Here is a 25,085-nt window from a genome sequence, read left to right as displayed (position 1 = left end):
GCAAAAAAGCGTTCAGCCGCACAGTACCGCGGCGCGCGCCGGGTCGATGGCGATCAGGCCGGCCAGCAGCGCGTCCATCACCGGCTGTTGGCGGGCTTTATCCGCCTCGCTACGCGCGGCCTTCTGGCGCAGCAGCTTCAGGCGCCGGGCTTTAACCTCAAAGACCATGTCCGGCGACCACTGGCTCAGCGTCAGCGCCTGAGCGCTGTTGTCCAGTTCGCCCAGCAGATGCAGCGCCATCTCGTTTTTGCCGTACTGCTCCGTGACTCTGGCCATCAGCAGGCGCTGCAGCCAGCGATCGCGCGGCGACGTGACGCCCGGCCGCGCCTGCAGCCAGCCCAGCGCGGCTTCAATGCCGTCGCTGTCGGCTCTGGCCAGCACTTCCGGCTCCAGCGTCAGCAGGTCACCATCCGCCACCGCGACGCTGAGCGGCCCCTCATGCCAGCCCGTGGGATCGTCCAGCACCTGCTGGTTAATCCAGCCCAGCGTCACTTCATCGGCAAAGGGCGTGCCGTCATTAAACGCCAGCGACTCCAGCCCCGGCAAACGGCTAAGCAAGCCCCGCAAATCGCGGCTGATAATGTCCGCCCGCACCGCGTCCGCATCGGTTTTCTGCAGCGCCTGCCAGATGTACCACTGCACATCCAGCCACAGATGGTTAACTCCCTGAGCAAACAGGTTGTCCGCCAGTTCCAGCAGTTCCGCCCAGCTCTGCTGGAGGTACAGCCGCTTGAGATGCGCACGGTGATCCGGCTTGGGCGCAGCAAGGCGCGTGCGACCGCTGGCATCCAGCGGTGGCAGCGCCGTTAAGGTATCCCAGCGGACGCTTTTCATCAGGTGATGACCGGCCAGCCAGCCCCCTTCGCAATCGCGCAGATACTTCGCCAGCATTTTTGCCTGGTCGAGCAGATCGCGCCCTGAATTCACGGCATGCGCCGTCGGCAGCGCCGTGCCGGCGGACGCCGGCTCCGCGTTTTCTTCACGGCTGGTCTGCGGCACCAGCGTGCCGGCGCCGCCATTTTGCGCCAGCCGCGTTTCCAACGCCTGATACAGCGCCGACAGCCGGGGGCGGTTCGCCTCATCCCAACGCTCCATGGCCTGCTCTACCAGCAACAGCGCGCCCGTTACGCGCCGCATCGTGGCCGGATCAACCTCCGGGTACAGGAACAGACTGTCGAGCACCCGGCCGCTGCCCAGCCACTCCAGCGCGCTTTTACGGCTGCGCTCGCGCTGCGGGTGCAGCCCGCCGTCAAACTGCTGCAGCATCGCGGCCAGCAGTTCCAGCCCCTGCGCCAGCCCCGCCTCGCCGTCCTGGTGCAGGCGCGCCCAGATGTAGAAGGTCACGACACGAATATCCTTGCAGCGCTGCGTCAACAGCCTTTCCGCCAGTTGGCAAATCAGGTCGGTATCAATGCCGGACAGCTGATTGACCTCCTCCCGGATACGCTGGAAATCATCATCGTAGCCAGGGTCTTCCCCCGTGGGATTTTCGGCAGAAAGCGGCTGCAGCCAGTTTTGCCACTCTTGCACATAGCGACGCGCCTGCTGTATCAGCTCACCGTCATCCGCCTGGCAGGCGGCCACTAAATTTTGCAGCTGGCTCATTACTTCACTCCGTTCATCTCAACATCATCCATAGATTCCGCCAGCGCCTGCTCAGCCACGCGGAAGATCTGCCCCGGCAGGGTAAAGTTGCGCAGTTGCAGCAGCGCCAGCGGGCCACTGCCCAACTGTGAGCGCAGCACCCACTGCAGCGTGCGGCCATCCGGCGCGCTGAAGCTCATCATCCACCGGCTGCGATCCAGCTGGCCCCGTTTGCCCTGCTCCAGCCAGCGGATAAAGCCCCAGGTGCCGCCGTAGTCGCCAAACAATCGGGCGCCGGCGTTGGTGCTGCTCCAGGTCAGCATGGTGCCCGGCTTATAGGTATCTCCCGGCCAGCGGAAAGCCTGCCATTCCGCCATCTGGTTGAAGTAACGCAGTTTCTGGCCGTCAATAGTCAGCGTGGTTTCCACCACCTGAGGCGTCGGACGGGCCTGAAGCTCAAAGCCGATCCCCTGGCTGCCGTCGGTAAACAGAATGTCCGACAGCTGGCTGAGCTGGTTGACGGCCTTCAGAAACGCCGGGTTCACGTTCAGCCCCTGACTGTTGGTTTTATCCACCACCCACCGGCTGCCCTCTTTATGCAGGACGCCGCCCAGTTCCTGCGTCAGAAAACGTTCAATGCGGCCGGTATCCTTGCGGATAAACTCCGCCAGCATCGGCAGCGAGGCTTCGCTTTTACTGGCGGCGAACGGATAGCGGCCATCGAAGGCACTCTGCCAGTTGCTGACCACCGCCCTGCGCCACTTGCCGTTCAAGCTGGCGGCGGACGGTTGCAGCACGGTTTCCCAGGCCTGCGTCAGCGGCTGGACGAACATCGTCTGCCCGAAGCCGCTCCACTCCTCGCCGAGGCTGGCGGCCATCAGGCTGCCGTACTGCTGGGTGTCGGTCAGATCGACGCTTTTGCCCTGAAATACCGTCTGCGCCAGCGTCTGCATCTTTTCCTGCGGGTCCGAGGCGCTGGCCACCTGCTGCAGCCGTAACCGCACGCGGGTGATGCGGGTCAGGTAGATTTGCAGGCTAAGGGTGCCATCGGCCGCCATCACCTGACCGGTCGGATTTTTGCCCATCAGGGTCAGCAGCGGGCCGAAGGCCTCATCCAGCGGACCAACCGGCCCGGCCGCGCTCTGATCGATGACCGGCCGGCTGTCGCTGTGGATCAGCTCTTTCGCCGACTTGAGCAGCGAATCGGACAGCGCCTTGCCCTTCTGCCCGGTTTGCCCCTGCCAGGCCAGCGTATTCATCAGGGCAATCAGCGGCGACTGCCGCACGTCGCTCATCAGCGTCAGTTGGTCGGTCACATCGGCAATGGTGCTGGCCGGCTGCCAGTGCAGACCGTTGAGGAAACCGAGCCAGCTGCCGGCAAAATCCGTGAAGTAACGCTGCGTCAGGCGGGCCTTCAACGCTTCCGGCGAAATATCCGCCGCGACGCCCTGGCTGCTGTCGCTCAGCACCCAGTCGATTTCATCGCGCCGGGCTTTGGCCGCCTTCTCTATCGCCTGCTGAATGCCCCCTTCCCAGGCCTGACGGGTGAACATCCCCGGCACCACCTCCCGGCTGTCGAACAGCCGCCGGGCATCGGTGCCGCCGGTCATATCTTCCAGCCGCAGATCGGCAAAGTTACGGCGCACCGATTTGAGCATATTCTCATACAGCGTACTTTCGGCGTTGCGACGCCCGATCTGCTGCAGCAACACCTGACGGCTCTGGCTGACCAGCGCCGCATCCGGGGTAATTTTCCAGCCGGGCTGATGAGCCAGCTCGGCGATATAGAAGGCCCACAGGTCCGGCGCCAGGCTCTGCCACAGCCCGGGGGAAATACCGCGGGGCGCAGGCTGCACCGCCTGCAGGGTTTGCGCATAGAAAGCGGCGTCAACCTTATCCGGGCGCGCCATCATCAGCCAGGCCTTCAGCCGATCGTAGCCGGGTTTGGCCAGCGCGATGCGCTGCGGGCTGTTGGGCGGCGAATTCACCAGCTGGGTCAGCTTTTGCCGCAGCGCGTCGCCGGCCGGATCGCGGATCAGGCGGTTATTCGCCACGCCGTACCAGGGCAGCATCGCTGCCAGCAGCTGCGGATTGTGATCCAGCCCGAAACGCTGATACCAGGGCGCGCCTGCGCGGCTATGCTGCTGCAGACGGCCGGCGTCGTTACGCAACGCATGCAGAGCGCCGAGCTGCGCATCCGTCACCGCCGGTCGGGCGACCAGCGCCTGCGCCTTGTCCGCCACCGTGACGATTTGCTGGCGGTTGGCAACGAAGGAAATCGTCATCCCCACGGCCCACAGCCCGATGCCGGCCATCACCGCCAGCGCCAGCGTCTGTTCCCAGGCCATGCCGACCCGGCGGCCGCGGACGCGGTCATCAAGGATGCCCTGCCAGGCGTCCGAGAAGGTAACGGCATGCGGGTGCGCGCCGCCAGGGTGAGCGCCTGCCGGCCCGCGCTTTGGCGGTCACGTCGAGGGTGAATTTATCCAGCGCGCCCTGTAGCGCCGGGGAGAGTTCGCCCGCCTTTAGGTCGGCGTCCGCCGCAGGCTCCGTTACCTCGGCGCGGGTCTGCGTCAGTTCCGCCGCCTGCTGCACCTCCGGACGCTCTTCCGACTGCGCATCCAGCAGCGGGCGCAGGCGCTCCAGCTGGCTCTGCCCCAGCGTCAGCAGCGGCCACAGGCCGTCGCAGCGCGCCAGCGCGGGCTTGCCTACCAGCGCCGTCAGCAGGTGAACGCTGCGGATCTGCGTCTCGCCGGCCAGCGAGGCCAGCAACCAGGCCTCCTGCATCAGCGTCAGCAGGCTGTCCGCCAGTTCCGGCCGCCCACGTACCGAGCGCGGCAGGCCATCGAGCCAGTTCAGCAGCGCCTGCCAGATCTCATCCATATTCCATTCGTAACGCCGCGCCAGCACCGTCAGGTCACCCTCGCCCTGCTCCAGCAGCTTCAACAGCCAGTGTTCCGGCTGGATCTGCGCATGCGCGCGGGTCTGGCACAGCGACGCCGCCCCTTCCAGGGCGCGGGCGCAATAAGGGTTAAGACGACGTAACAGGACGGCTGAATTTTCCATAATTCTCTCTCTTGATTAATCGGTTCCCGGGCACGCTACCGCCCATCGCTGTGTACCAAAGCGCATCAGGTCAGATTGCCGGATTGTGATCTCTTTGCTGAACGCCCGGATGCCGGATGCTCAGGAAAAAAAGCGGACAGGAAACCTGTCCGCACAGGCTGTTAACCTCATCATTCGTGTCGCAGGGAGACGGCAGGTTTGCCTATCCCAGGGATTCTGTGACCGGAGTCAGCAAACGCTGCCAGCACTCCTGCGGCGCGAAGTATGACGGGGCATTACGCGGTAGCGCGTTCGTTCCAAGAGTCGGAATGAATGATGTTGCCGTCTTTGTAGGTCCAGGTGATTTTTTCGTAACGCAGCTCGATCCGCTCGAGGTGGTTATGCTTTTCAAACGACGGATCCTTGATGTCGTGCATCAGCGGATTCACCTTCACCACCTTCACGTTCTCCAGTTTGGTGTTGAAGTACTCCACTTCCTGGCCGGCATCGTTAATGCGGTACCATTTGAACTCCGCCGACTTCAGGGTCTGGCCGGTGGTGACCGCCTTGTACAGGTACGGGCTGGAGGCATCGATTTCCTTGGTAAACAGGAACGGCGTATGGATGCGGGTGCCGGTCAGCTTGCCGGTGTTGTTATCGGTCGGGATGTACAGGTTGTGTTCCTGCGCCACCACCTCGATGCTGCCTTCGCGATCCTGAACGTCCACCGACCCTTTAATGTCCGCGCCGCCGTCGTCTTTCAGCCAAAGATAAACAGGAATTGCCATTTCATTTTCTCCACTCGTTGTTATCAACGCCGTCACCTTCCAATGATGACGGCGGGGTTGCGTCCGGCAGCCGGCAGGCATCCGCCTGCGGCACCAGACTGATTTCGACACGTCGGTTAAGCGCACGGCCTTGCGACGTATCGTTGTCGGCGACAGGACGGCTTGCGCCATAGCCCTGCACCGCAAAACAGCTTTCCGGCACGTCGCCGGTATCACGCATCCAGTTGCGCACCGCCTCGGCGCGCTGCAACGACAGCCGCTGGTTCAGCGTTGCCTTGCCGGTGTTGTCGGTATGGCCGCTGACCACAATCAGCCAGCCCGGTTTGGCCTTGATGTCCACCAGCGAGTTGACCAGCATTTTGGTCGAGCCGGCTTTCAGCTCCGCCTTGCCGGAGTCAAACAGCGACATGCTGTCGAGGCGGACAATTTTCGGCGCCGGCGCCTCGGGCTTAACGTCTGGCGGCGGCGCCGGTGGCGGAACATACGACCGAATCGCGTCCAGCAGCGGCGTTCGCAGGCGTTCGCCGCGATACAACCCCAGCCCCAAACGCTGCGGTTCGCCGTTGCGCGCATAGTCGTCCAGCAGTGAGGCGTTCAGACGCAGCCTGGTTACCGCCTCCGCCTTCGGCCCGTAATCCTCCATGGCGATGCGGTGATAGTGGCGGATATCAAAAGCCAGGCGCTTTAGCAGCTGCGCGTTATTCCAGGCGCTGCCGCACAGCGCGACGGCCACCGCCAGGGTAAACATCGCCAGTCCGCTGCGCCCTGCCCGCTGGCGCGGCGTTAATCCGTCTCCTGCAGGCAGTAAAGGCAAAATAAAATCGGGCAGCGGCATTCGCGCCGGATCTGTGGCTGCCGCTGGCTGCCAGCCGTCAACCTGACTCAGCGCGGTATGGCGGCGTAACCACTCGCGCCACAGCGATGCCGGCAGCGCACCGTCAACTGACGGCCCCAGCCCCCATAAGACAGCCGTCGGCGCAACGGCGGGCGCGTCCGGGTTTTCATGGGTAAACAGCGCCGTCACAGACTGTTCAAACCATGCCATCAGTCCGTTGAGTACAATCTGCTGCCGCGCCGCCCTCTCACCGCCGCTGTTCATCCAGGCGGCGACCGAAACGGGCGCCGCCGATTCCCGCCATACGCAAACGGGTTCACCCGCCATGGCCGCCTGCCAGAGCGGCTCGGGCAACATGGCGCAGCCAGCCTGAGCATGCAGCACCAGCGGTATGGCATGGCGGCTCTTTCTGCGCAGCTGGCTTATCTGCCAGCGCAGCGCCAGCAAATGGCTGGTCAAGCGTTCCGTATCGTTATGTCTCTGCGGACACAGGGTGACCATCACCGCAAGCTGACGCCCCCAGGCCGGCCGCATCTGCAGCAGCTGGCGGGCGGTCCGCAGCAGCTCCTGATGCGACTCAATCCGGATCCAGCAGCCTTCCGCCATCGTCAGCACCGCTGATGCTGCCGGCCATTGCCGGGGCAAATCGCCGCACACCAGCACCACCGGCCGTTTCCAGCTCGCCTCAGGCAAATTTTCCAGCGAGGCGGCGATCTCCGGCTCCGGATGGCGACGCGTCAGCCAGAGCGTCGCCATCAGCGCGCCCCCGACCAGCAGCGTCAGCAGGAGCGCGACCGGCCAGGAGACGGGTAAAAAAACCAGGCTCACGCTCGCGGTCAGCAGTACGCACCACAGCGCCAGCCCCCGCCGTAGCGCGGAACTCATTGCACCGCTCCCGGCAGCAGCGTGACCAACAGCGTATCCAGCCAGCGATCAAGCCCCCACCACAGCGCGGCCAGCGCCAGCAGCGCGCAGCCGATGCGCACCGGCCAGGCGGCAAACCAGCCGCTCATCCCGCGACCGCCTTTAACCCCGGCCAACACCGGCGTCGTCTGCGGATAGCCAAACGGCGGAACACGGTCGTGCAATGCCTGCAGCAGCTTCTCCCGCTCGGGATCGTTCAATGAACGGTATCCGCCCAGGAACCCCAGCAGCATCACCCGGTGGAAACAGGTCAGCACCGCGCTGTCAGGCGCCGGCTCACGCAGCACATCGCGCATCCGGTCACACAGCGTGTCGCCGGCATCGATGGTGCCGAGAAAATGCCCCTGCAGCGGCATGTCATACCACTGCACGCACGCATCATCCTGTACGCCGCGCCCTTTGACCGCCTCATAAATCAATGCGCACTGGGCATAGAGAATATGCCGGCGGCTTGCCTCGTCGCAGCCGCCCTCCCGCAGCGCCTGCTGGACCTGCTCAACGTCCGCCACGCAGCGCTCCCACAGCACGCGGCCGTCCCCATCATTAAACGACGGACCATGGCGCAGGCTGATGACCTGCAGCCAGGTGTTCTGCAACAGCGCATCGATGTCGCACTCTTGTTTTTCACTCATGTTCTCAGCACCGCAAACAGTTCAAGCTCAGGCTCGCCCAGCGTGCCCGGGACGTAAAACATACAGCTGCCGCTGGTCAGCATCTCCTGCGCTGCGGGGTGTGCCAGATCGAGCGAGAAGTACTGGTTCTCCAGCCGCAGCGGGATGGCCGCCGGAACATGGCTCAGCGGTTTCAGCGGGATCCCCTGACGGGAGGTATTCACCAGGCTGGTCACATAATCGGGGCTGCCCACTTTGCACTGACGCGGAAACTGCTCCTGCAGCTGCGCCGCCGGCAGTGGCGAACGCACGGAAAGGTAGTAATCCGCCCCTTCATGCAGACGCGGCTCCTGCAAGCGCGCCTGCCACTGGCGCAGCCGTTTGTCGTGCGTCAGCGCAATCGCCATCACCCGTGACGGCAGGCTGGCTTCCAGCAGCTCGCCGAGCAGCGCGAACAGCGGCGGGAACACCGCATTCAACTGCTCATGCCGCCAGGCAGGAATGGCGCTGAGCTGATGATCCAGAGAAAAAGTCAGCAGGCTGCCGGCCAGACGCGCCAGCTCCGGATAAAGCCGCTCCGGCGCGCTTTGCGGAAAATGCTGAAACTGCCCCAGCACCGGTTCCGCGCTGTTCAGGGCATTGAGCAGCCAGAACAGCGAGACGTCCGCCACGGCAAAGTCCGCCATGCGCTCGTTACTCTCCCGACGCATGGCCATCAGGCGGATCAGACGGGCGCGTAACTGCGTCATCAGCAGTTCCAGTTGGGTCATCAACCAGCGGCTGCCCCGCATCGCTAACAGCGGCGGCAGATACGCTTCGTCAATTACCCAGTTTCCCTGCGAATCCTGCAACAGGCGCGCCACCGGGCAGGTCAGGTAATCGCCGTTATTCTGATGGGCAAAGCGCAGGGTAAGCTCTGCCTGCATCACGGCGATCTGGCGATCGTCGTCGCCGTATTGGTTACGCACGTCACGCCAGCGCTGGCGGTAGCGCACCGGACGCTCCGCCGTCTCATCCGGCTTCAGGCAGTTGCCGCCATTAGCGCGCAGCAACGGCAGGGCCAGCACTACCACGGCGTCCTGACGTTCGCCGTCAAGCGCAAGCGCCGGCGGCAGCGGATCGGCCTGTGCCGTGTCAACCAGCGTGCCGTCCTGAAAGCGCAGGTGTAAATGCTGGGCCTGCAGGCGGCCCAGTTTCAGCATATCCGCGTCGAATACGGCCTCGAACACCCCCCATGGGTGATTCAGCCCCATCTGAGCGATACTTTCAGCGCTCCAGGCCGCATGCGCCGCCTGCTGTTGAAAATGCTGGGGCGAGATCATGATCCCCCGCCCCCATAGTGGCTGTTCAATCTTCACCGGTTGCCCGCCTTATGCTTTCGCCTTCGGCATCTGGGATACCAGCGACAGGTTGACGTCCATCCCTTCCACCTGGAAGTGCGGCACCGCATACAGCTTCACGCGGAAGAAGCCCGGGTTGTCTTCGATATCTTCCACCGCCACCCTGGCGTCGCGCAGCGGGTGCGAAGCCTGCAGCTCATCGCCCGGGTCAGTCATTTCGGTCACCAGGCTGCGCACCCAGGTGTTCAGCTCCAGCTCCAGCAGACGGCGATCCTTGGTGGTGCCGATGTTTTCGCGCTGGATCAGCTTCAGGTAGTGCGCAATGCGCGACAGCAGGAAGATGTACGGCAGCCGCGCGTTGATGCGGCTGTTGGCGGTGGCGTCCGCGGTGTCGTACAGCGCCGGCTTCTGCGCGGAGTTGGCGGAGAAGAAGCACGCGTAGTCGCGGTTTTTGTAGTACGACAGCGGGATAAAGCCCAGGTTGGCGAACTCAAATTCGCGGGTTTCCGGGATCATCACTTCCGACGGGATTTTCACCTGGTTGCCGGTGCCCAGATCGTAGAGATGGATTGGCAGCTCCTGCACCGCGCCGCCCGCCTGCGGGCCGCGGATCTGCACGCACCAGCCGTTGTTGATAAAGCTGCGCACCATATTGGCGGCGAACGCGAAGGAGGCGTTGGTCCACAGGTATTTATCGTGGTCCGGCCCTTTCACCTCTTCCACATAGTTGAAGCTGCGCACCGGCACGGTGTCCGGGCCATACGGCAGGCGGCCCAGCACCCGCGGCATCACCAGGCCGATATAACGCGCGTCATCGGTTTCCCGGAAGGCTTTCCACTTGAGGTATTCGGCGCGGTCAAAGTAGTTGCCGATATCCTTAATCGCGGCGACGTCTTCCATCTTGTCTTTCAGGAAGAATTTCGGCCCGGCGGAACCGATAAACGGCATATGCGCCGCGGCGGACACCTTGGAGATATTGCGCAGCAGCGCGATATCCTGGGCGGAGGCGTCGAACTCATAGGCGGAGATCAGCGCGCCGATCGGCTCGCCTCCCGGCGTGTCGTATTCGGCGACGTAGGTCTGCAGGTAAAGCCCGCTTTGTACAATTTCCGGCGCGTCTTCAAAGTCCTGGCGCAGATCGTCTTTCGACAGATCCAGCAGTTCGATTTTGACGTTCTGACGGAAATCGGTTTTGTCCACCAGCGACTTCATGCCGCGCCACAGGGATTCCACCCGCTGGAAGTCTTCGTGGTGCATCACCGCGTCCAGCTGGCGGCTGATTTGCTGATCCAGTTCGGCAATGTGGTGATCCAGCAGGGTTTTGTCCAGCTTTTCCACCCTGGTGCCGGACTGCTTCAGACGCTCCAGAAAGATCTGCATCGCGGCGGTGACGCGTTCGTCCGCCGTGGCGTCGGACATAATCTGGTTATCCTGCCAGCTGTCCAGCGCGCTCAGCGACGCCACCGGGTTCAGGTTGATTTTTTCAAACAGGGACGCATACACACCGCCCGCCTGCGGACGTTCCAACACCACGTTTTCGCCGCCGGCAGCATTTTCATTTTTTACAGACATCAGCATTTTCTCTCGTTAATCCGTTAAATATCGCGGCCGTTACGGCTGCGCCGGCGCCAGGGCGGACAGTTCATCGCGCAGTTCCGCGCTCAGGGCGGGATCCCGCAGAATGGTTTCCAGCTCTTTACGGAACGTCTGGTTGTCCAGCAGGTTGGCTTTCAGGTCGCGCAGCAGGTTGCGCATGGCCAGCATGGCTTTCAGCTGAGGGATCTGGCGGGCGACCTGCTCCGGGGTAAAGTCGTTCATCTCGCGGAACGTCAGGCTGATGTTTTCTTCGCTGCCGTCGCCGGCCAGGGTGTTTTCCACCGCCAGGTTGACCGACGGGGAGAATTCGGCCAGCACGCTGTCGAAGTTGTTTTTATTGACGTTGATCTTTTCGCGCTCGGACAGCGGGCGTTGTTCACTCCCGTTGCTGTAATCCCCCACCACCATCAGCTTGAGGGGTAGTTCGACTTTTTTCTGGACGCCGCCGGTATGCAGGTCCAGCTTGATATTAACGCGGGCCTTGGGGATCTCGGACTGGTATGAGTTAGACATTGGCTATCCCTGTTCTACAAAATAAATAGAAACGCTCAATGCCGCTGATGAATAGAAAGAATAAGGCTGAGTTGCCAATATGGCACATCCCTGTAGAGGTCCTGCGGCGCAGATAAATAACCGGGCCACAGCAAGCGCATTCCATCCATGAACGACACGTGGTTATAGGTTTTTTTTCTGAAAAACCGAACATCAGATAATTACCTATGTGCCGGAGTTTAAAAATGTTAGAGGTATTATTGAAAATCATTATATGTAACAAATTATTTCTTTCAGAGTCAGCAACAAGAAAGGAACCATCAAGTTGATTTACAAGAAAAATCCTACCACCACCCATCTACCCCTTGCGGGATAAGGGCGGAGGTAAAATGATCAATTACTCTTAACCTCACGAATTGTACAAACTATGCTTAATAAAAAAGAAATATCCTAGATTTCATTTTTTTCAAAAAATGAGACATCGATTCCTATTTTTATTGTCCTTAACGATAAAACTAAAAAAACTATTCCATCGCCACCTCATCTCGCTATTCCATTTAATGAGATTAATCGTTTTTCATCTAAAGAAAGCTTATTATTGCTGCCGATATGATTAGCCCTATCACGAATGTAATTGCCGGCTATGGAAAGGAAAGGCTGATGCGTTTTTTATGGCAGGCAGATGCCGGTTTTAAACGGCGGGGTTTTGGTGAGGGGAAGAAATAGGCTCATTCCGCCCCGCACCAATAGCATGCATACGCAGCGGTGATATTGTTGTCTGCAGGCTATCAACGTTCGAAGATAAAGCAGCCCAGGCGGGCATCGCGTAGAGTCTGCGCAATGGTTGGCGGCAGACCATAAAGAAAAACCCCAGGCTTATCGCTAAGCCTGGGGTCTGTAATATGGCGGAGGAGCAGAGATTCGAACTCTGGAACGGTTTCCCGTCGACGGTTTTCAAGACCGTTGCCTTCAGCCACTCGGCCACCCCTCCGTAATGAGGCGAACTATAAACACAGTATGTTGGCTTGTAAAGTCCACGCCCGTTCAACCGCGCGAAAAACCAGCACGCTGCCGCCGCCCGCCGAATAAAGCAGCAAATCGTACACCGTTGCGCCAATGATGACTAAGGGTAAAGATTGGTAAACAAACTTTAATCAATCGCTTGCACTATTTATCATCGTAACTAATTTTGTGATGACCTGATAAGAGAGATCATTATATGGACCGCACTGTCGTCTCATCCTCGCGCGATTCGTTGCTCAGCACCCACAAAGTGCTGCGCAATACCTACTTCCTGCTTTCCCTGACGCTGGGCTTCTCCGCGCTGACCGCTACCGCCAGCACCATGCTGGGGCTGCCAGCGCCGGGTCTGCTGCTGATGTTGGTCGGTTTCTACGGCCTGATGTTCCTGACGCACAAGCTGGCCAACAGCCCGGCGGGCATCCTGGCCGCCTTCGCGCTGACCGGCTTTATGGGTTATACCCTGGGCCCGATCCTCAGCTCGTTCCTGAACGCCGGCGCCGGCGACCTGATTATGCTGGCGCTGGGCGGCACCGCGCTGGTGTTCTTCTGCTGCTCGGCCTACGTGCTGACCACCCGTAAGGATATGTCGTTCCTGTCCGGGATGATGATGGCGGGCTTTGTGGTGCTGCTGGTGGCGGTGATCGCCAACCTGTTCCTGCAGATCCCAGCTCTGCACCTGGCAATCAGCGCGCTGTTTATTCTGTTCTCCGCCGGCGCCATCCTGTGGGAAACCAGCAACATCATCCACGGCGGCGAAACCAACTACATCCGCGCCACCGTTGGCCTGTATGTCTCGCTGTACAACATGTTTATCAGCCTGCTGAGCATTCTGGGCTTCGCCCGCAGCAACTGATGCGGCAGCCAGCACGATGATAAAAGCCTCCGCCTGTGCGGGGGCTTTTTTACGTTTAACGACCGGCGTCAGGCGCTAATCGCCAGCTTAATCACGCCGTCGCGTTTTTCTGCAAACAGCCGGTAGGCGTCAGCGATCTCATCAAGCGGGAAACGATGGGTGATCAGCGGCGTCAAGTCCAGGCCGCCATGCTGCACCACGTTCATCATTCGGCGCATCCGCTCTTTGCCGCCGGGGCACAGCGCGGTGCGGATGGTGTGATCCCCCAGCCCATTGGCAATGGCGCTGACCGGCAATTGCAAATCGTCACTATAGACGCCCAAGCTGGACAGCGTGCCGCCCGGTTTGAGCACCCGCAGCGCCTGATTAAAGGTGCGCTGCGTGCCCAGACACTCAATGCTGGCATCCACGCCGCGCCCGCCGGTAATTTTCAGGATATCATCCACCACGTCGACCTGTTTGTAATTCAGCAGCACATTGGCTCCCAGCCGTCCGGCCATCGCCAGCTTCTCCGGCGCGCTGCTGACGGCAATCACCAGGCTGGCGCCGCGCAGACGCGCGCCTGCTGTCGCGCACAGGCCAATCGGCCCCTGAGCAAACACCGCCACAACATCGCCTATCTTGATACCGGCGTTTTCCGCGCCCTTAAAGCCGGTGGACATCACGTCCGGACACATCAGCACCTGCTCATCGGACAGGCCGTCAGGAATCGGCGCCAGGTTTGCCTCGGCATCCGGCACCAGCACGTACTCCGCCTGGGTGCCGTCAATCACGTTGCCAAAGCGCCAGCCGGCGGTGGCTTATAACCGTGGCAGGCGCATCCCGCCAGATGCGAGCCATCCTGCGCGGGGTAGCCGTCCTGGCAGGGATAGGAGGTAAACGAGGGGCAAATAGCGCCGGCCAGCGCCCGCTGTCCCTCGCGGTAGCCCTTCACGTTGCTGCCCAGCTTTTCGATAATCCCAACCGGCTCATGGCCCACGGTCAGCATCCTGGACACCGGATATTCCCCTTTCAGAATATGAATATCCGTGCCGCAAATGGTGGTGGTGGTAATTTTCAGCAACGCATCATTCGGACCGGGGGCAGGAATAGGCTTATCAACCAGCTCAATACGCCCTTTCTCAATAAAGGCAGCGGCTTTCATCATACTCATGTCAGCTTCCTTAACGCTCAGGTGAGTGGGAGGCAGTCGGGCACATAAGACGCCCAACCTGAGTGTAGTCAACGCCGGCGCTGGTGTTTGCTGCCGTTAAAATTTGCTAGACTGCGCAACGTGATCAGTTACCCGTTGAGGCAGTATGTTGGAGTTTGAAGGTCAGATTATTGATACCGATGCGCAGGGCTACCTGAAAAACAGCGCCGACTGGCATGAAGGCCTGGCGCCGCTGTTAGCAGCGCAGGAAGAGATTGTCCTGACGGACGCGCATTGGGAAGTGGTGCGTTTTGTACGTAATTTCTATCAGGAGTTTAATACCTCACCGGCAATTCGCATGCTGGTGAAAGCCATGGCGCAAAAGTACGGCGAAGAGAAAGGCAACAGCCGCTATTTATACCGTTTGTTCCCGAAAGGCCCGGCCAAACAGGCGACCAAAATTGCCGGCCTGCCCAAACCGGTCAAATGTATCTAATCCGCCGGTGCTCAGTAGCGAATCGTAAACCCCTGTAGGGCCTGCTCGCCGCTTGGCTCCACCAGCACGCGGTCAACGCGCGCGCTGCGTGGGCCGCCCTGCTTCAGCCAGTCGATCAGCGCCTCAACCTGCAGCTGTTCCCCGCACGCCAGCACTTCCACGCTGCCGTCATCCAGGTTGCGCGCATAGCCGTTCAGGCCCAACGCCGTCGCCTTAACCTGTGTGTTGTAACGAAAACCCACGCCCTGCACCATGCCGTAGACATACGCCACTCTACAAATCTGCGTCATCACTGCCCCTTTGCTGCAACTTCACCGGGTTATTCCTTAGTCATTTCCCGCCGCCGCCGGCGGGATACCACAACGTAGTCGGATTATTCTAACAAATCACGTAAACTAGCCCGACATGATGGCCGTTGCGCCCTGCGCCGGACAGCCATCCAACATCGCCTGTGGCGTCCTTGCCCGGCGATGATGATGTCATTTTGACTGATAATGACCTATCCGTCGTCATCCACCGTATTGAAAGAGTAATCATAATGCGCCTGTTTCTCGCCAAAGGACGTGAAAAATCCTTACTTCGTCGTCATCCCTGGGTCTTCTCCGGAGCGGTTCAACGCATCGAAGGCAAGCCGCTTTCCGGTGAAACCATCGATATCCACGACTGTCAGGGAAAATGGCTGGCCCGCGGCGCCTATTCGCCGGAATCGCAAATCCGCGCGCGCGTCTGGACTTTCCAGCAGGATGAAGCGGTTGATATCGCGTTCTTTATCCGCCGTTTACAGCAGGCGCAAAACTGGCGTGACTGGGTCGCCAAACGCGACGGACTGGACGGCTACCGCCTGATCGCCGGCGAATCTGACGGCATGCCGGGCATTACCATTGACCGCTTCCAGAATTTCCTGGTGCTGCAGCTGCTGTCCGCCGGCGCCGAATATCAACGCGCGGCGCTGTTCTCCGCCCTGCAGCACTGCTACCCGGAATGTGCGATTTACGACCGCTCCGACGTGGCGGTGCGTAAAAAGGAAGGCCTGCCGCTGACGCAAGGCCCGGTGCTGGGCGAACTGCCGCCGGCACTGCTGCCGATTACCGAACACGGAATGAAGCTGCTGGTCGATATTCAGCAGGGACACAAAACCGGTTTCTATCTCGATCAGCGCGACAGCCGCCTGGCCGCGCGTAATTTTGCCGCCGGCCGCCGCGTGCTGAACTGTTTCTCCTATACCGGCGCCTTTGCCGTCTCGGCCCTGATGGGCGGCTGCAGCCAGGTGATCAGCGTTGATACTTCGCAGGCGGCGCTGGACGTGGCCCGCCAGAACGTCGAGCTTAATCAGCTGGATGTCAGCAAGGCGGAGTTCGTGCGCGACGATGTGTTCCAACTGCTGCGCAACTATCGCAATCAGGGGGAAAAGTTCGATATGATCATTATGGATCCGCCGAAATTCGTCGAAAATAAGAACCAGCTGGCCAGCGCCTGCCGGGGCTATAAAGATATCAATATGTTGGCACTGCAGCTGCTGAACCCAGGCGGGATCTTGCTGAGTTTCTCCTGCTCGGGGCTGATGGCAACCGATTTGTTCCAAAAAATCCTGGCTGACGCCGCTGTCGACGCCGGTTGTGATATACAATTTATAGAGCAGTATCGGCAGGCTGCCGATCACCCGGTGATCGCCACCTATCCGGAAGGGTTGTATCTGAAAGGGTTTGCATGCCGGGTGATGTAACTTGAAATAGACCGTTTTGCCCCCATATCGATGATATGCAAAGGAGCGGGCAAAAAAACTGTTTCTCAGGAGGTCACCATGATTGCCAGCAAATTCGGTATCGGACAACAGGTTCGTCATAAACTGCTGGGGTATCTGGGCGTCGTGATTGATATCGACCCGGAATACTCTTTGGAACAACCTAAAGCTGACGAAATCGCCGCCAACGACGATTTACGTTCCGCGCCGTGGTACCACGTCGTGATGGAAGATGAAGAAGGCCAGCCGGTTCATACCTATCTGGCGGAAGCGCAACTGGCGGGTGAAGAACAAGATGCGCATCCGGAGCAGCCGTCGCTCGATGAGCTGGCGGAGTCCATCCGCAGTCAACTGCAGGCGCCCCGCCTGCGCAACTAAGCATCACGGCCTGAGAAACCTGCAGGGCCCGCTACTACGCCGGGCCCTGCGTTTTTATCGCTCCAGCCCCAAACGCGGGATTTCGATTTTCGGGCAACGGTCCATCACCACCTTAAGCCCGGCCGCCTGCGCCAGCTCTTCCGCCTGGCTATTAATCACGCCAATCTGCAGCCACAGTACCTTGGCACCGATAGCGATCGCCTCCTGCGCCACGCCATAGGCCGCTTCCGCATTGCGAAAGACATCGACCATATCAATAGGATGGGGGATATCATCCAGGCTGGCATAAACCTGCTGCCCCAGCAGCGTCTGCCCGGCCAGCTTCGGGCTTACCGGCGTAACCTGATAGCCCTGCGACAACAGATAGGCCATGACGCCATAGCTCGCACGCGCGGGTTTATCACTGGCGCCGACCAGCGCAATACTTTTCACCTGCCGCAACACCTCGGCAATCTCACGATCGTCCATCTCGCTCTCCTGATTATTGGCGGGTAGTGCCTGCCGTTTAGTCTATACCCAAAAGCGCGGCTTGGCAGTCGATAAACCTGTGCGATAAGCCTCAGATAAAAATGACAAACGCTGCAACCCTGAGGATTTTTTGCGGTCTGAAGGAATCAACCGCTCGTCGGCTGCGGATTATGTGTCCAAACATCAATAAAAATGACAAAATGTAACTCGTAGCGGCTGACGGAAAAATTTTGACACACTGTGTCCGCTCCTCAACAATAGAAAGCATGCCTGCAGATAAGGAGATAACGAATGAAATTTGGTCTGGTGGTTACGGGATTGCTCGGCGTTTGCCTGAGCCTGTCGGCCGTAGCTACGACCCTGAAACTCTCCCCGGATATCGAACTGTTGGTCGTTGACGGCAAACAGATGACCGGCTCGCTGTTAAAAGGCGCTGACAGTCTCGAATTAAACGGCGGGCAGCATCAACTCCTGTTTAAGGTCAGTAAACCCCTGCACGCGGCAACGCAGCCGCCTTCGCTATACACGTCGCCATTGATGCTGGTGGCATTCAACTCGCATAACGTCAGCGCGGTGGCGATTAAACTCCCCCCGATCGACAGCCAGCAGGATGGCCAGCGCTTTGAGCAGCAGCAAAATTATCAGGTGATCGATCAACAGGGAAAGGCGCTGCCGGCAAAACGCGATATTCTGCTCATTACCCCGCCGTACGCCAATGAGCGGCTGGAAAAAACCGTCGCCGACTATAACCGCCAGCCGCACCCGGCCGCCGTCCCGGCCTTTGCCAGCCAGAGCGCCAATGACCAGGATAACTTATCCCCCGGCAAGCCCTGGCGTACCCCATAATGGCGCTTTTGCCGGACAAAATGACGGCAAAGGCTGGCGAATGTCACTTTATCATGATTTTCAACGCGTAAACGCTAGGCAGAAAAATGCAGTTTCAGTAATCTGCTGAGTATGATTCGGTAAGCCAAGGATATTGCAATGGAAGTGACTACCCGCACGATTGAGGAACGTAAACATATCGCCCTGGTGGCGCACGATCACCGCAAACAGGATTTGCTGCGGTGGGTCGAAGAACATAAATCGGCGCTGGCCCAGCATCAGCTTTACGCCACCGGCACCACCGGCAACCTGATCCAGCGCGCCAGCGGCATTCCGGTACAGAGTATGCTAAGCGGCCCGATGGGCGGCGACCAGCAGGTCGGCGCGCTGATCTCGGAAGGCAAGATTGATATGCTGATTTTCTTCTGGGATCCACTGAATGCCGTGCCGCATGACCCCGATGTCAAAGCCCTGCTGCGTCTGGCGACGGTGTGGAATATCCCGGTGGCCACCAACCGCGCCACCGCCGATTTCCTGATTGGCTCTTCACTGTTCACGCAGGCTGTGGACATCACCATTCCCGACTATCAGCGTTATCTGCAAGAACGCCTGAAATAACGGTTAACTGCCGGGCCGCCTGCCGCAGCCCGGCGATTACGGTTTTTTCTGCAGCGGCGCGCCCAGCTCATGAAGCTGTTCGACAAATACCGACGGCCGCTCGCGATCCTGCAGCAGCCACACCTGATGTTTGGCGCGCGTCAGCGCCACATACAACAACCGCCGCTCTTCCGCGTCCGGGAAATCTTCCAGCTGCGGCAGCAACACGTCTTCCAGCACCGACTCACGCGCCACTGCCGGGAAGCCGTCGTTGCCGTCATGTAGCCCGACGATAATGACATACTCCGCCTGCTGACCTTTACTGGCATGAATGGTCATAAAGTCGAGATTGAGCTTCGGCCAGCGGGTGGCGGCCTTCTGCAGTACCTCCGGCTTTAAATGGTGGTAGCGCGCCAACAGCAAAATGCGCTCGTCAGGCTTAGCGTAACCGCTGAGCTTATCCAACAGGTTTTCCAGTTGCTCCTGCGGCAATATTGCCACCGACTTCTTGTTGCCCTTGCTTAAGCTGTTGAGCGGCTTTTTCAGCTGATGCGGATTCTGCTGCACAAAGCGGTTGGCGATATCGCCGATACGTTCGTTGAAGCGATAGGTGGTATCCAGCGCGCACTGCGCCCCGGCGCCAAAGTTATCGGCAAATGCGGTGGTCAGGCTGAGCTCCGCCCCGCTGAAACGGTAGATAGCCTGCCAGTCGTCGCCGACGGCAAACAGACAGGTCTGCGTGTTTTGTTTACGCAGTGCGGCCAGCAGTTGCGCGCGCTGTGGCGAAATGTCCTGAAACTCGTCCACCAGAATATGCTTCCAGGGACTGACGAAGCGCCCTTTCTCCAGAATGGAGACCGCCTGATGAATCAAGCCGGAAAAATCAACCGCCCCCTCCGCCTTCAGCGCGCTTTTCCACGCTTTCAGCAGCGGCGCCATCAGCCGGATACGTTTGGAGAACAGATCGCGGTTTTCGTCATCCGCCTGCTCGATCATTTCCGCCTGGCTGCCGCCGTGCATACGCATCAGCCCCAGCCAACGCTCCAGACGTCCCGCCAAACGTGACGCCAGACGCCGATCCTGCCAGAAATCCCCTTCGGGCACTTCCCATTCCAGTTCATCCGTCAGCCATTGGCGCCAGCCTTTCGCCTGCGCTTTTTTCTCCGCGCACTGCTGCTGCCAGCTGGCGATCAGTAATTCACGCCGGGCCTTGCTGTCGGTTTCCAACTTGCTGATGACGGGGACTTTGCGGCTGCCCTGCTGGATAATCTGCAGCGCCAGCGCGTGAAAGGTTTTCGCCTGAATCGTGCTGACGCCGAGACGTTCTTCTATGCGCTGGTTCATCTCTTCGGCCGCCTGCCGGCCGAACGCCAACAGCAGGATTTGTTCCGGCGCGGCCTCCTGTCGGCGCAGCAACCACCCGGCGCGCGCCACCAGCACGGAGGTTTTGCCGCTGCCGGCCCCGGCCAGCACCAGCACCGAGTCTTCACCATTAACCACCGCCCGGCTTTGCGAGACGTTCAGCGGTGAAGTTTCCACCGTTTGGAAGAAATCAGCATGTTCCGCCAGCATCCGCTCCGTCCACTGCCGGTTACGTTCGGCGACGCTGTGCGGCCCCTGCTGCAGCCACTGTTGGCAGAGTCGGTAATCATCACGGCAGTTGTCAAAACTTTCCAGACGTGCCGCCGGCATCGGCAGCGCGCCGAAGGCTTCGCGGATCTGCTGCTGCAGTTTGCCCAGCGCCGAGCGCTTGAACCACTTATCCTGCTGCTCAATTCGCTGGATATTTTCCACCTGCTGTTGCAGCACGCCAGCGCTGATTTCGCTCATTTCGGCGCTCCAGCGCTGCCAGGCCTGCAGCATATAGTGGTAGAAACGCTGCGTTTCCTGCCATTCGGTGCCATGCAGGCGCACCACTTTTTCGTCCGGCAGTTCGAACTCCAGTTCGCCCCAGACAATGCCGCGTTTACAACGGACCTCAATCAGTTGATTGAACGGGATCAGATATTCATGCTTTTCACCGCTGACCTCAACGCCGGCATGCAACAGTCGTACTCTGTTATAAGGATGCTGAGCCAGGTGTTTTCCCAGCGATGTCGCTTTAAGTTCCATATCGGCGTGCCATGACTCTATTGAGATTGGAGAGTTGCCAGTTTACCTGTGATAAGCAGTGACACTCTAGCGCTAAAAAAAGGGTAGAATAGTTTCTACGTTTTGATAGCAAACGCAACCGCCTGGCGGTTTGACCATTATTAGAGCAGAGTCCCAACCATGCGTACTGTACTGAATATTCTGAATTTTGTGTTAGGCGGTTTTTTCACGACCCTGGCGTGGCTGTTCGCCACCCTGGTCAGTATCGTCTTAATCTTTACCCTGCCGCTGACACGCTCCTGCTGGGAGATCACCAAGCTCTCGTTCCTGCCTTACGGCAATGAGGCAATCAGCGTTAACGAACTGTACCCGGAAAAAAGCAATGCGCTGCTTTCCGCCGGCGGTTCGCTGCTCAATGTGTTCTGGCTGATCTGCTTTGGCTGGTGGCTGTGTCTGTCGCATATTACCGCCGGCATCGCCCAGTGCATCAGCATTATCGGTATCCCGGTAGGTATCGCCAACTTTAAAATCGCCGCCATTGCGCTATGGCCGGTCGGACGCCGGGTGGTTTCCGTCGAAATGGCTCAGCAGGCCAGAAGCGAAAATGCGCGTCGCCAATATCAACAACGTTAATTTTTTCTCCGTCTGAGGAGTTTTTTGTGCTTGCTTTTGCACCGGCGCTGCGTCGTTATGCCTACAACAGCAGTCTGCTTTACAACCTGCGTATTTTTATCGCTCTGGTCGGCACTACCGCCGTTCCCTGGTGGCTGGGCGTTCCCAAGCTCACCATTCCTCTGACGCTGGGAGTGGTCGCCGCCGCCCTCGCCGATCTGGATGACCGGCTCGCCGGCAGGTTGCGTAATCTGCTGATTACGCTGGTCTGCTTTTTTATCGCCTCCGCGTCGATCGAACTGTTGTTCCCCTACCCTTGGCTGTTTATTCTGGGCCTGGCGCTGTCTACCTGCGGTTTTATTCTGCTGGGCGCGCTGGGGCAACGCTATGCCACCATCGCGTTCGGCGCCCTGTTGATCGCGGTGTACGCCATGCTCGGCACCTCGATGTACGACATCTGGTACCAGCAACCTATTCTGCTGATTGTCGGTGCGGTCTGGTATAACCTGCTGACGCTGGTAGGCCACCTGCTGTTTCCTATCCGTCCGCTGCAGGAGAACCTGGCGCGCTGCTATCAGCAACTGGCCAACTACCTGGACGCCAAGGCCAACCTGTTCGACCCGGACGCCGAGAAAGACGCCGACCTGCCGTGGATGGACGTCGCCATGGCCAACAGCAGCCTGGTCAGCACGCTGAATCAGACCAAGATGTCGCTGTTGACGCGCCTGAAAGGCGATCGCGGTCAGCGCGGCACCCGCCGCACGCTGCATTACTATTTTGTCGCGCAGGACATCCATGAGCGCGCCAGTTCATCGCACGTTCAGTACCAGGCATTGAGCAAACAGTTCCGCCACAGCGATATTCTGTTCCGCTTCCAGCGGCTGCTCAGTAAACAGGCCCGCGCCTGCCAGCAACTGGCGCAATCGATTCTGCTGCGGCAGAAATACCAGCATAACAGCCGCTTTGAGCCGGCGTTTACCCGTATTGAAGAAGCCCTGTCGCGCATCGCCGTCAATGCGGATAACCGCGAACTGACCAAGGCGCTGTCTCACCTGCTGAAAAATCTGCGGGCGATTGACGCCCAGTTGGCAAATATTGAATCGGAACAGGCGCTGGCCAACGGCCAGGAGGAAGAGAACAGCCTGTCGGACGACCGACTGACCGGCTGGAGCGATATCCGCCTGCGCATCAGCCGCCACCTGACACCGCAATCGGCGCTGTTCCGCCATGCCATCCGCATGTCGGTGGTGCTGTGCATCGGTTATGCGTTTATTCAGTTGACCGGCATGCGGCACGGTTATTGGATCCTGCTTACCAGTCTGTTTGTCTGCCAGCCCAACTATAATGCCACCCGGCGGCGGCTGGCTCTGCGTATTATCGGCACCCTGGCGGGGATTCTGATCGGCCTGCCGATCCTGTACTTTGTCCCGTCGATCGAAGGCCAACTGGTGCTGATCGTGATCAGCGGCGTGCTGTTCTTCGCCTTCCGCACGGTGCAGTATGCACACGCCACCATGTTTATTACCTTATTAGTGCTGCTGTGCTTCAACCTGCTTGGGGAAGGCTTCGAAGTCGCCGCCCCGCGCGTTTACGACACGCTGTTGGGCTGCGCCATCGCCTGGGCGGCCGTGACCTTTATCTGGCCGGACTGGCGTTTTCGTCAGTTGCCCGCCGTCGTCAGCAAAACGCTGAATGCCGACTGCCGCTACCTGGACGCGATTCTGGTTCAGTATCACGAAGGTAAAAATAACGGTCTGCCTTACCGCATTGCCCGCCGCGACGCCCACAACAGCGATGCGGAACTGGCGTCGGTGATTTCCAATATGTCTGCGGACCCCAAAGCCGATAAAGCAACGCAGGAGGCGGCCTTCCGGCTGCTATGCCTCAACCATACGCTCCTGAGTTATATTTCGGCGCTGGGGGCTCATCGTGAACGGCTGACCAATATCGACGTGTTCAACGTGCTGAACGATGCCGTTTGCTACGTAGACGGTGCGTTGCAACACGACGCAGCCGATGCTCAGCGCATCAACCTGGCACTGGAAAAACTGTCCGCGCGCATCGCGCAACTGACGCCAGAACCAGAAAGCAAAGAGCAATTGGTACTACAGCAAATAGGACTGGTTGTTGAACTTCTGCCGGAGCTGACGTCATTGAACGCGCAGATCGGGCAATCACAATGAGCCTGTAACCATGGTAAGGCGCGTTACAGCAGCTAACGCGCCTTACGACACTTCTTTATTGAACCACTCGCTCAGTTCTCCGCGAATCTCTTCAGGCAACGCAGCGTGATGATAACCGGCAATCGCGCCGGCCAACGACAGCAGCGCCTTCAGCCCCAGGTTCTTTTGCTGCAGCATCAGCTTCAGAAACGATCCTCTGGCCCCCTGCAAACGTAAATCATAGACGTCGCGTATCCCCACCCGCCACAGCAAACGCTCCAGGCCGGCATCAATATTCGGCAAGCCCTTCAGGCGCCTGCTGCCGCGACTGCGGCTCTGTAGCTCTTTGCTCGCCTCGCGTTTCGCCTGCCAGGCGAGCGCAAACAGCGCCTGCGGCTCCCCCCACAGCTGATGGTCGACCCAGTAATAGCGCATAATGATCGGCACGCCGCGCTTTGAGTACACCATATTGACCATGCCGCGCGAGCGAAACTCGGGCTCCAGGCTTTTTGTGGCGCGCAAATACATCTCGCCGTCGGCAACGACGGCGAACATGACGCCGTCAGCCAGTAATCCATAGCCGCCAAACTGCGAGCGGGTAGTAATATTGCCCAATGCGTCAAAACAGGCTTTCGCCTGTGCGACTCTTGCTATGGTTCTTCCATGCATAACATTCTCCTATGTGGCTTCTCAGTCAATCATAATTAAAATCAATAAGATAAAACTTACGAGAACACGTAATAGAAAAATACGCATTAATGTCTGCACTGCCAATCACAAATCCATTGCGTACAAAAAGCGTTCACAAATATGCGAGGCATGACGAAAAATTGACTTGATCTCGGGATACGTTGCGGATACTGTATATACATACAGTACAACTACAGGCGGGATATCACATGCGTACTCAATCACTTCACAAAGCCCATCGCAGCCATAACGCGTTTACCCTGAATGGTGCGCCGGATGCCTCTGCGGGCAGCGCCAACGAAAATGGCCTGATCGGTGAATTTGTTTACAACGAGCATCAGCCCGCGGTCACTCAGCTTCTATTATTGCCGCTGTTGCAGCAGTTAGCCACCCAGTCGCGCTGGCTGCTATGGCTGACGCCGCAGCAGAAACTCAGCAAGCTGTGGCTACAGCGCTCTGGCCTGCCTGCAGATAAAGTCGTACAATTAAGCCAGATCAGCCCGGTTAACACGGTCGATGCGATGGAAAAAGCGTTGCTGACGGGGAACTACAGCGCCGTGCTCGGTTGGCTTCCTGAGCTAAGCGCTGAAGATCGTCTAAAATTACAGCGAGCGGCTGAACAGGGTCATGCATACGGCTTTATTATGCGTCCTCAGCGTGACACTATCCCGGCTCAGGGACAGTTTCCGACCCTAAAAATTCACTCTTCTTTGTATCATTAAGTAAATTTAGGATTTTTCCCATCATTTTTATCCCCCGAAAATGGAACCTTTGGGGGATCATGCACAAAGCGAGAGCAGAC

23 protein-coding genes, 1 tRNA gene and 1 pseudogene are annotated in these 25,085 nt (G+C 59.2%); 9 read left to right on the top strand and 16 right to left on the bottom strand.

Annotation, left to right across the window (positions count from 1 at the left end):
• Positions 1–12: 12 nt before the first annotated feature.
• From tssA to CLM71_RS08190, 10 genes and pseudogenes are all read right to left on the bottom strand, one after another.
• Positions 13–1,605 carry a type VI secretion system protein TssA gene (gene tssA, locus CLM71_RS08235; protein WP_105230572.1) on the bottom strand — a complete coding sequence of 531 codons (1,593 nt, stop codon included), beginning with the start codon at positions 1,603–1,605 and terminating at the stop codon, positions 13–15.
• Complete coding sequence (locus CLM71_RS08230) at positions 1,605–3,899, bottom strand: ImcF-related family protein (RefSeq protein ID WP_370447003.1); 2,295 nt, start codon at positions 3,897–3,899, stop codon at positions 1,605–1,607. The genes tssA and CLM71_RS08230 overlap by 1 nt, the downstream gene beginning before the upstream one ends.
• 118 nt (positions 3,900–4,017) lie before the next feature.
• Positions 4,018–4,650, bottom strand: a pseudogene (locus CLM71_RS08225) (Clp protease N-terminal domain-containing protein); the annotation flags it as partial.
• 275 nt (positions 4,651–4,925) lie between these two features.
• Positions 4,926–5,417 (bottom strand): type VI secretion system effector Hcp, encoded by a 492-nt coding sequence (gene hcp / locus CLM71_RS08220; RefSeq protein WP_105230571.1) that lies wholly within the window; start codon positions 5,415–5,417, stop codon positions 4,926–4,928.
• Between the two features lies 1 nt (position 5,418).
• A complete protein-coding gene (locus CLM71_RS08215; RefSeq protein WP_105230570.1) occupies positions 5,419–7,137 on the bottom strand; it encodes an OmpA family protein in 1,719 nt (572 codons plus the stop codon).
• Positions 7,134–7,808, bottom strand: a complete 675-nt coding sequence (gene tssL, locus CLM71_RS08210; RefSeq protein ID WP_105230569.1) for a type VI secretion system protein TssL, short form — start codon at positions 7,806–7,808, stop codon at positions 7,134–7,136. The genes CLM71_RS08215 and tssL overlap by 4 nt, the downstream gene beginning before the upstream one ends.
• Positions 7,805–9,145 carry a type VI secretion system baseplate subunit TssK gene (gene tssK / locus CLM71_RS08205; protein ID WP_105230568.1) on the bottom strand — a complete coding sequence of 447 codons (1,341 nt, stop codon included), beginning with the start codon at positions 9,143–9,145 and terminating at the stop codon, positions 7,805–7,807. The genes tssL and tssK overlap by 4 nt, the downstream gene beginning before the upstream one ends.
• A gap of 12 nt (positions 9,146–9,157) precedes the next feature.
• Positions 9,158–10,705: a type VI secretion system contractile sheath large subunit gene (tssC, locus tag CLM71_RS08200; protein ID WP_105230567.1), complete on the bottom strand. Its 1,548-nt coding sequence runs from the start codon at positions 10,703–10,705 to the stop codon at positions 9,158–9,160.
• Positions 10,706–10,738: 33 nt separating this feature from the next.
• Positions 10,739–11,236 carry a type VI secretion system contractile sheath small subunit gene (gene tssB, locus CLM71_RS08195; RefSeq protein ID WP_105230566.1) on the bottom strand — a complete coding sequence of 166 codons (498 nt, stop codon included), beginning with the start codon at positions 11,234–11,236 and terminating at the stop codon, positions 10,739–10,741.
• 882 nt (positions 11,237–12,118) lie between these two features.
• Positions 12,119–12,206 (bottom strand) — tRNA-Ser (locus CLM71_RS08190).
• A 228-nt stretch (positions 12,207–12,434) separates the two neighbouring features.
• On the opposite strand from CLM71_RS08190, the gene yccA reads away from it, so the two are divergent.
• Complete coding sequence (gene yccA, locus CLM71_RS08185) at positions 12,435–13,091, top strand: FtsH protease modulator YccA (protein WP_015671816.1); 657 nt, start codon at positions 12,435–12,437, stop codon at positions 13,089–13,091.
• Positions 13,092–13,159: 68 nt separating this feature from the next.
• On the opposite strand, the gene CLM71_RS24225 is transcribed toward yccA, so the two are convergent.
• Entirely contained in the window at positions 13,160–13,864 is a 705-nt protein-coding gene (locus tag CLM71_RS24225; protein ID WP_234008629.1) for a zinc-binding dehydrogenase, read from the bottom strand.
• Positions 13,861–14,244, bottom strand: a complete 384-nt coding sequence (locus CLM71_RS24220) for an alcohol dehydrogenase catalytic domain-containing protein (protein ID WP_234008628.1) — start codon at positions 14,242–14,244, stop codon at positions 13,861–13,863. The genes CLM71_RS24225 and CLM71_RS24220 overlap by 4 nt, the downstream gene beginning before the upstream one ends.
• Before the next feature lie 145 nt (positions 14,245–14,389).
• Here CLM71_RS24220 and tusE point away from each other — a divergent pair, with 145 nt between their 5' ends.
• Positions 14,390–14,719, top strand: a complete 330-nt coding sequence (tusE, locus tag CLM71_RS08175; protein WP_054305514.1) for a sulfurtransferase TusE — start codon at positions 14,390–14,392, stop codon at positions 14,717–14,719.
• 11 nt (positions 14,720–14,730) lie between these two features.
• Here the strand turns inward: tusE and yccX are convergent, their stop codons facing one another.
• Positions 14,731–15,009 carry an acylphosphatase gene (gene yccX, locus CLM71_RS08170; protein WP_105230565.1) on the bottom strand — a complete coding sequence of 93 codons (279 nt, stop codon included), beginning with the start codon at positions 15,007–15,009 and terminating at the stop codon, positions 14,731–14,733.
• 242 nt (positions 15,010–15,251) lie between these two features.
• Between yccX and rlmI the strand changes: the two genes are divergently transcribed.
• Both rlmI and hspQ read left to right on the top strand, forming a co-directional pair.
• Complete coding sequence (rlmI, locus tag CLM71_RS08165; protein ID WP_199776408.1) at positions 15,252–16,442, top strand: 23S rRNA (cytosine(1962)-C(5))-methyltransferase RlmI; 1,191 nt, start codon at positions 15,252–15,254, stop codon at positions 16,440–16,442.
• Between the two features lie 78 nt (positions 16,443–16,520).
• Positions 16,521–16,838 (top strand): heat shock protein HspQ, encoded by a 318-nt coding sequence (gene hspQ, locus CLM71_RS08160; RefSeq protein WP_054305511.1) that lies wholly within the window; start codon positions 16,521–16,523, stop codon positions 16,836–16,838.
• A 54-nt stretch (positions 16,839–16,892) separates the two neighbouring features.
• On the opposite strand, the gene CLM71_RS08155 is transcribed toward hspQ, so the two are convergent.
• On the bottom strand, positions 16,893–17,306 hold the full coding sequence (locus CLM71_RS08155) for a CoA-binding protein (protein WP_105230563.1): 414 nt from the start codon (positions 17,304–17,306) through the stop codon (positions 16,893–16,895).
• Positions 17,307–17,597: 291 nt separating this feature from the next.
• Here CLM71_RS08155 and CLM71_RS08150 point away from each other — a divergent pair, with 291 nt between their 5' ends.
• Both CLM71_RS08150 and CLM71_RS08145 read left to right on the top strand, forming a co-directional pair.
• Positions 17,598–18,152 carry a DUF2057 family protein gene (locus CLM71_RS08150; RefSeq protein ID WP_105230562.1) on the top strand — a complete coding sequence of 185 codons (555 nt, stop codon included), beginning with the start codon at positions 17,598–17,600 and terminating at the stop codon, positions 18,150–18,152.
• 138 nt (positions 18,153–18,290) lie between these two features.
• Positions 18,291–18,749 (top strand): methylglyoxal synthase, encoded by a 459-nt coding sequence (locus CLM71_RS08145; protein WP_105230561.1) that lies wholly within the window; start codon positions 18,291–18,293, stop codon positions 18,747–18,749.
• Between the two features lie 36 nt (positions 18,750–18,785).
• On the opposite strand, the gene helD is transcribed toward CLM71_RS08145, so the two are convergent.
• Positions 18,786–20,840, bottom strand: a complete 2,055-nt coding sequence (gene helD / locus CLM71_RS08140; protein WP_105230560.1) for a DNA helicase IV — start codon at positions 20,838–20,840, stop codon at positions 18,786–18,788.
• A gap of 159 nt (positions 20,841–20,999) precedes the next feature.
• Here helD and CLM71_RS08135 point away from each other — a divergent pair, with 159 nt between their 5' ends.
• Both CLM71_RS08135 and yccS read left to right on the top strand, forming a co-directional pair.
• Positions 21,000–21,452 (top strand): YccF domain-containing protein, encoded by a 453-nt coding sequence (locus CLM71_RS08135; protein WP_105230559.1) that lies wholly within the window; start codon positions 21,000–21,002, stop codon positions 21,450–21,452.
• Between the two features lie 26 nt (positions 21,453–21,478).
• Entirely contained in the window at positions 21,479–23,614 is a 2,136-nt protein-coding gene (gene yccS, locus CLM71_RS08130) for a YccS family putative transporter (RefSeq protein ID WP_105230558.1), read from the top strand.
• Positions 23,615–23,656: 42 nt separating this feature from the next.
• Here the strand turns inward: yccS and CLM71_RS08125 are convergent, their stop codons facing one another.
• Complete coding sequence (locus CLM71_RS08125) at positions 23,657–24,262, bottom strand: TfoX/Sxy family DNA transformation protein (RefSeq protein WP_105230557.1); 606 nt, start codon at positions 24,260–24,262, stop codon at positions 23,657–23,659.
• A gap of 230 nt (positions 24,263–24,492) precedes the next feature.
• On the opposite strand from CLM71_RS08125, the gene sulA reads away from it, so the two are divergent.
• Positions 24,493–25,005: an SOS-induced cell division inhibitor SulA gene (sulA, locus tag CLM71_RS08120; protein ID WP_105230556.1), complete on the top strand. Its 513-nt coding sequence runs from the start codon at positions 24,493–24,495 to the stop codon at positions 25,003–25,005.
• The last annotated feature ends 80 nt before the right edge of the window (positions 25,006–25,085 follow it).

Source organism: Serratia sp. MYb239 (assembly GCF_002966855.1).
Classification (GTDB): Bacteria; Pseudomonadota; Gammaproteobacteria; order Enterobacterales; family Enterobacteriaceae; genus Serratia_B; species Serratia_B rhizosphaerae.
This window is presented reverse-complemented; position numbering and strand designations above follow the sequence as displayed.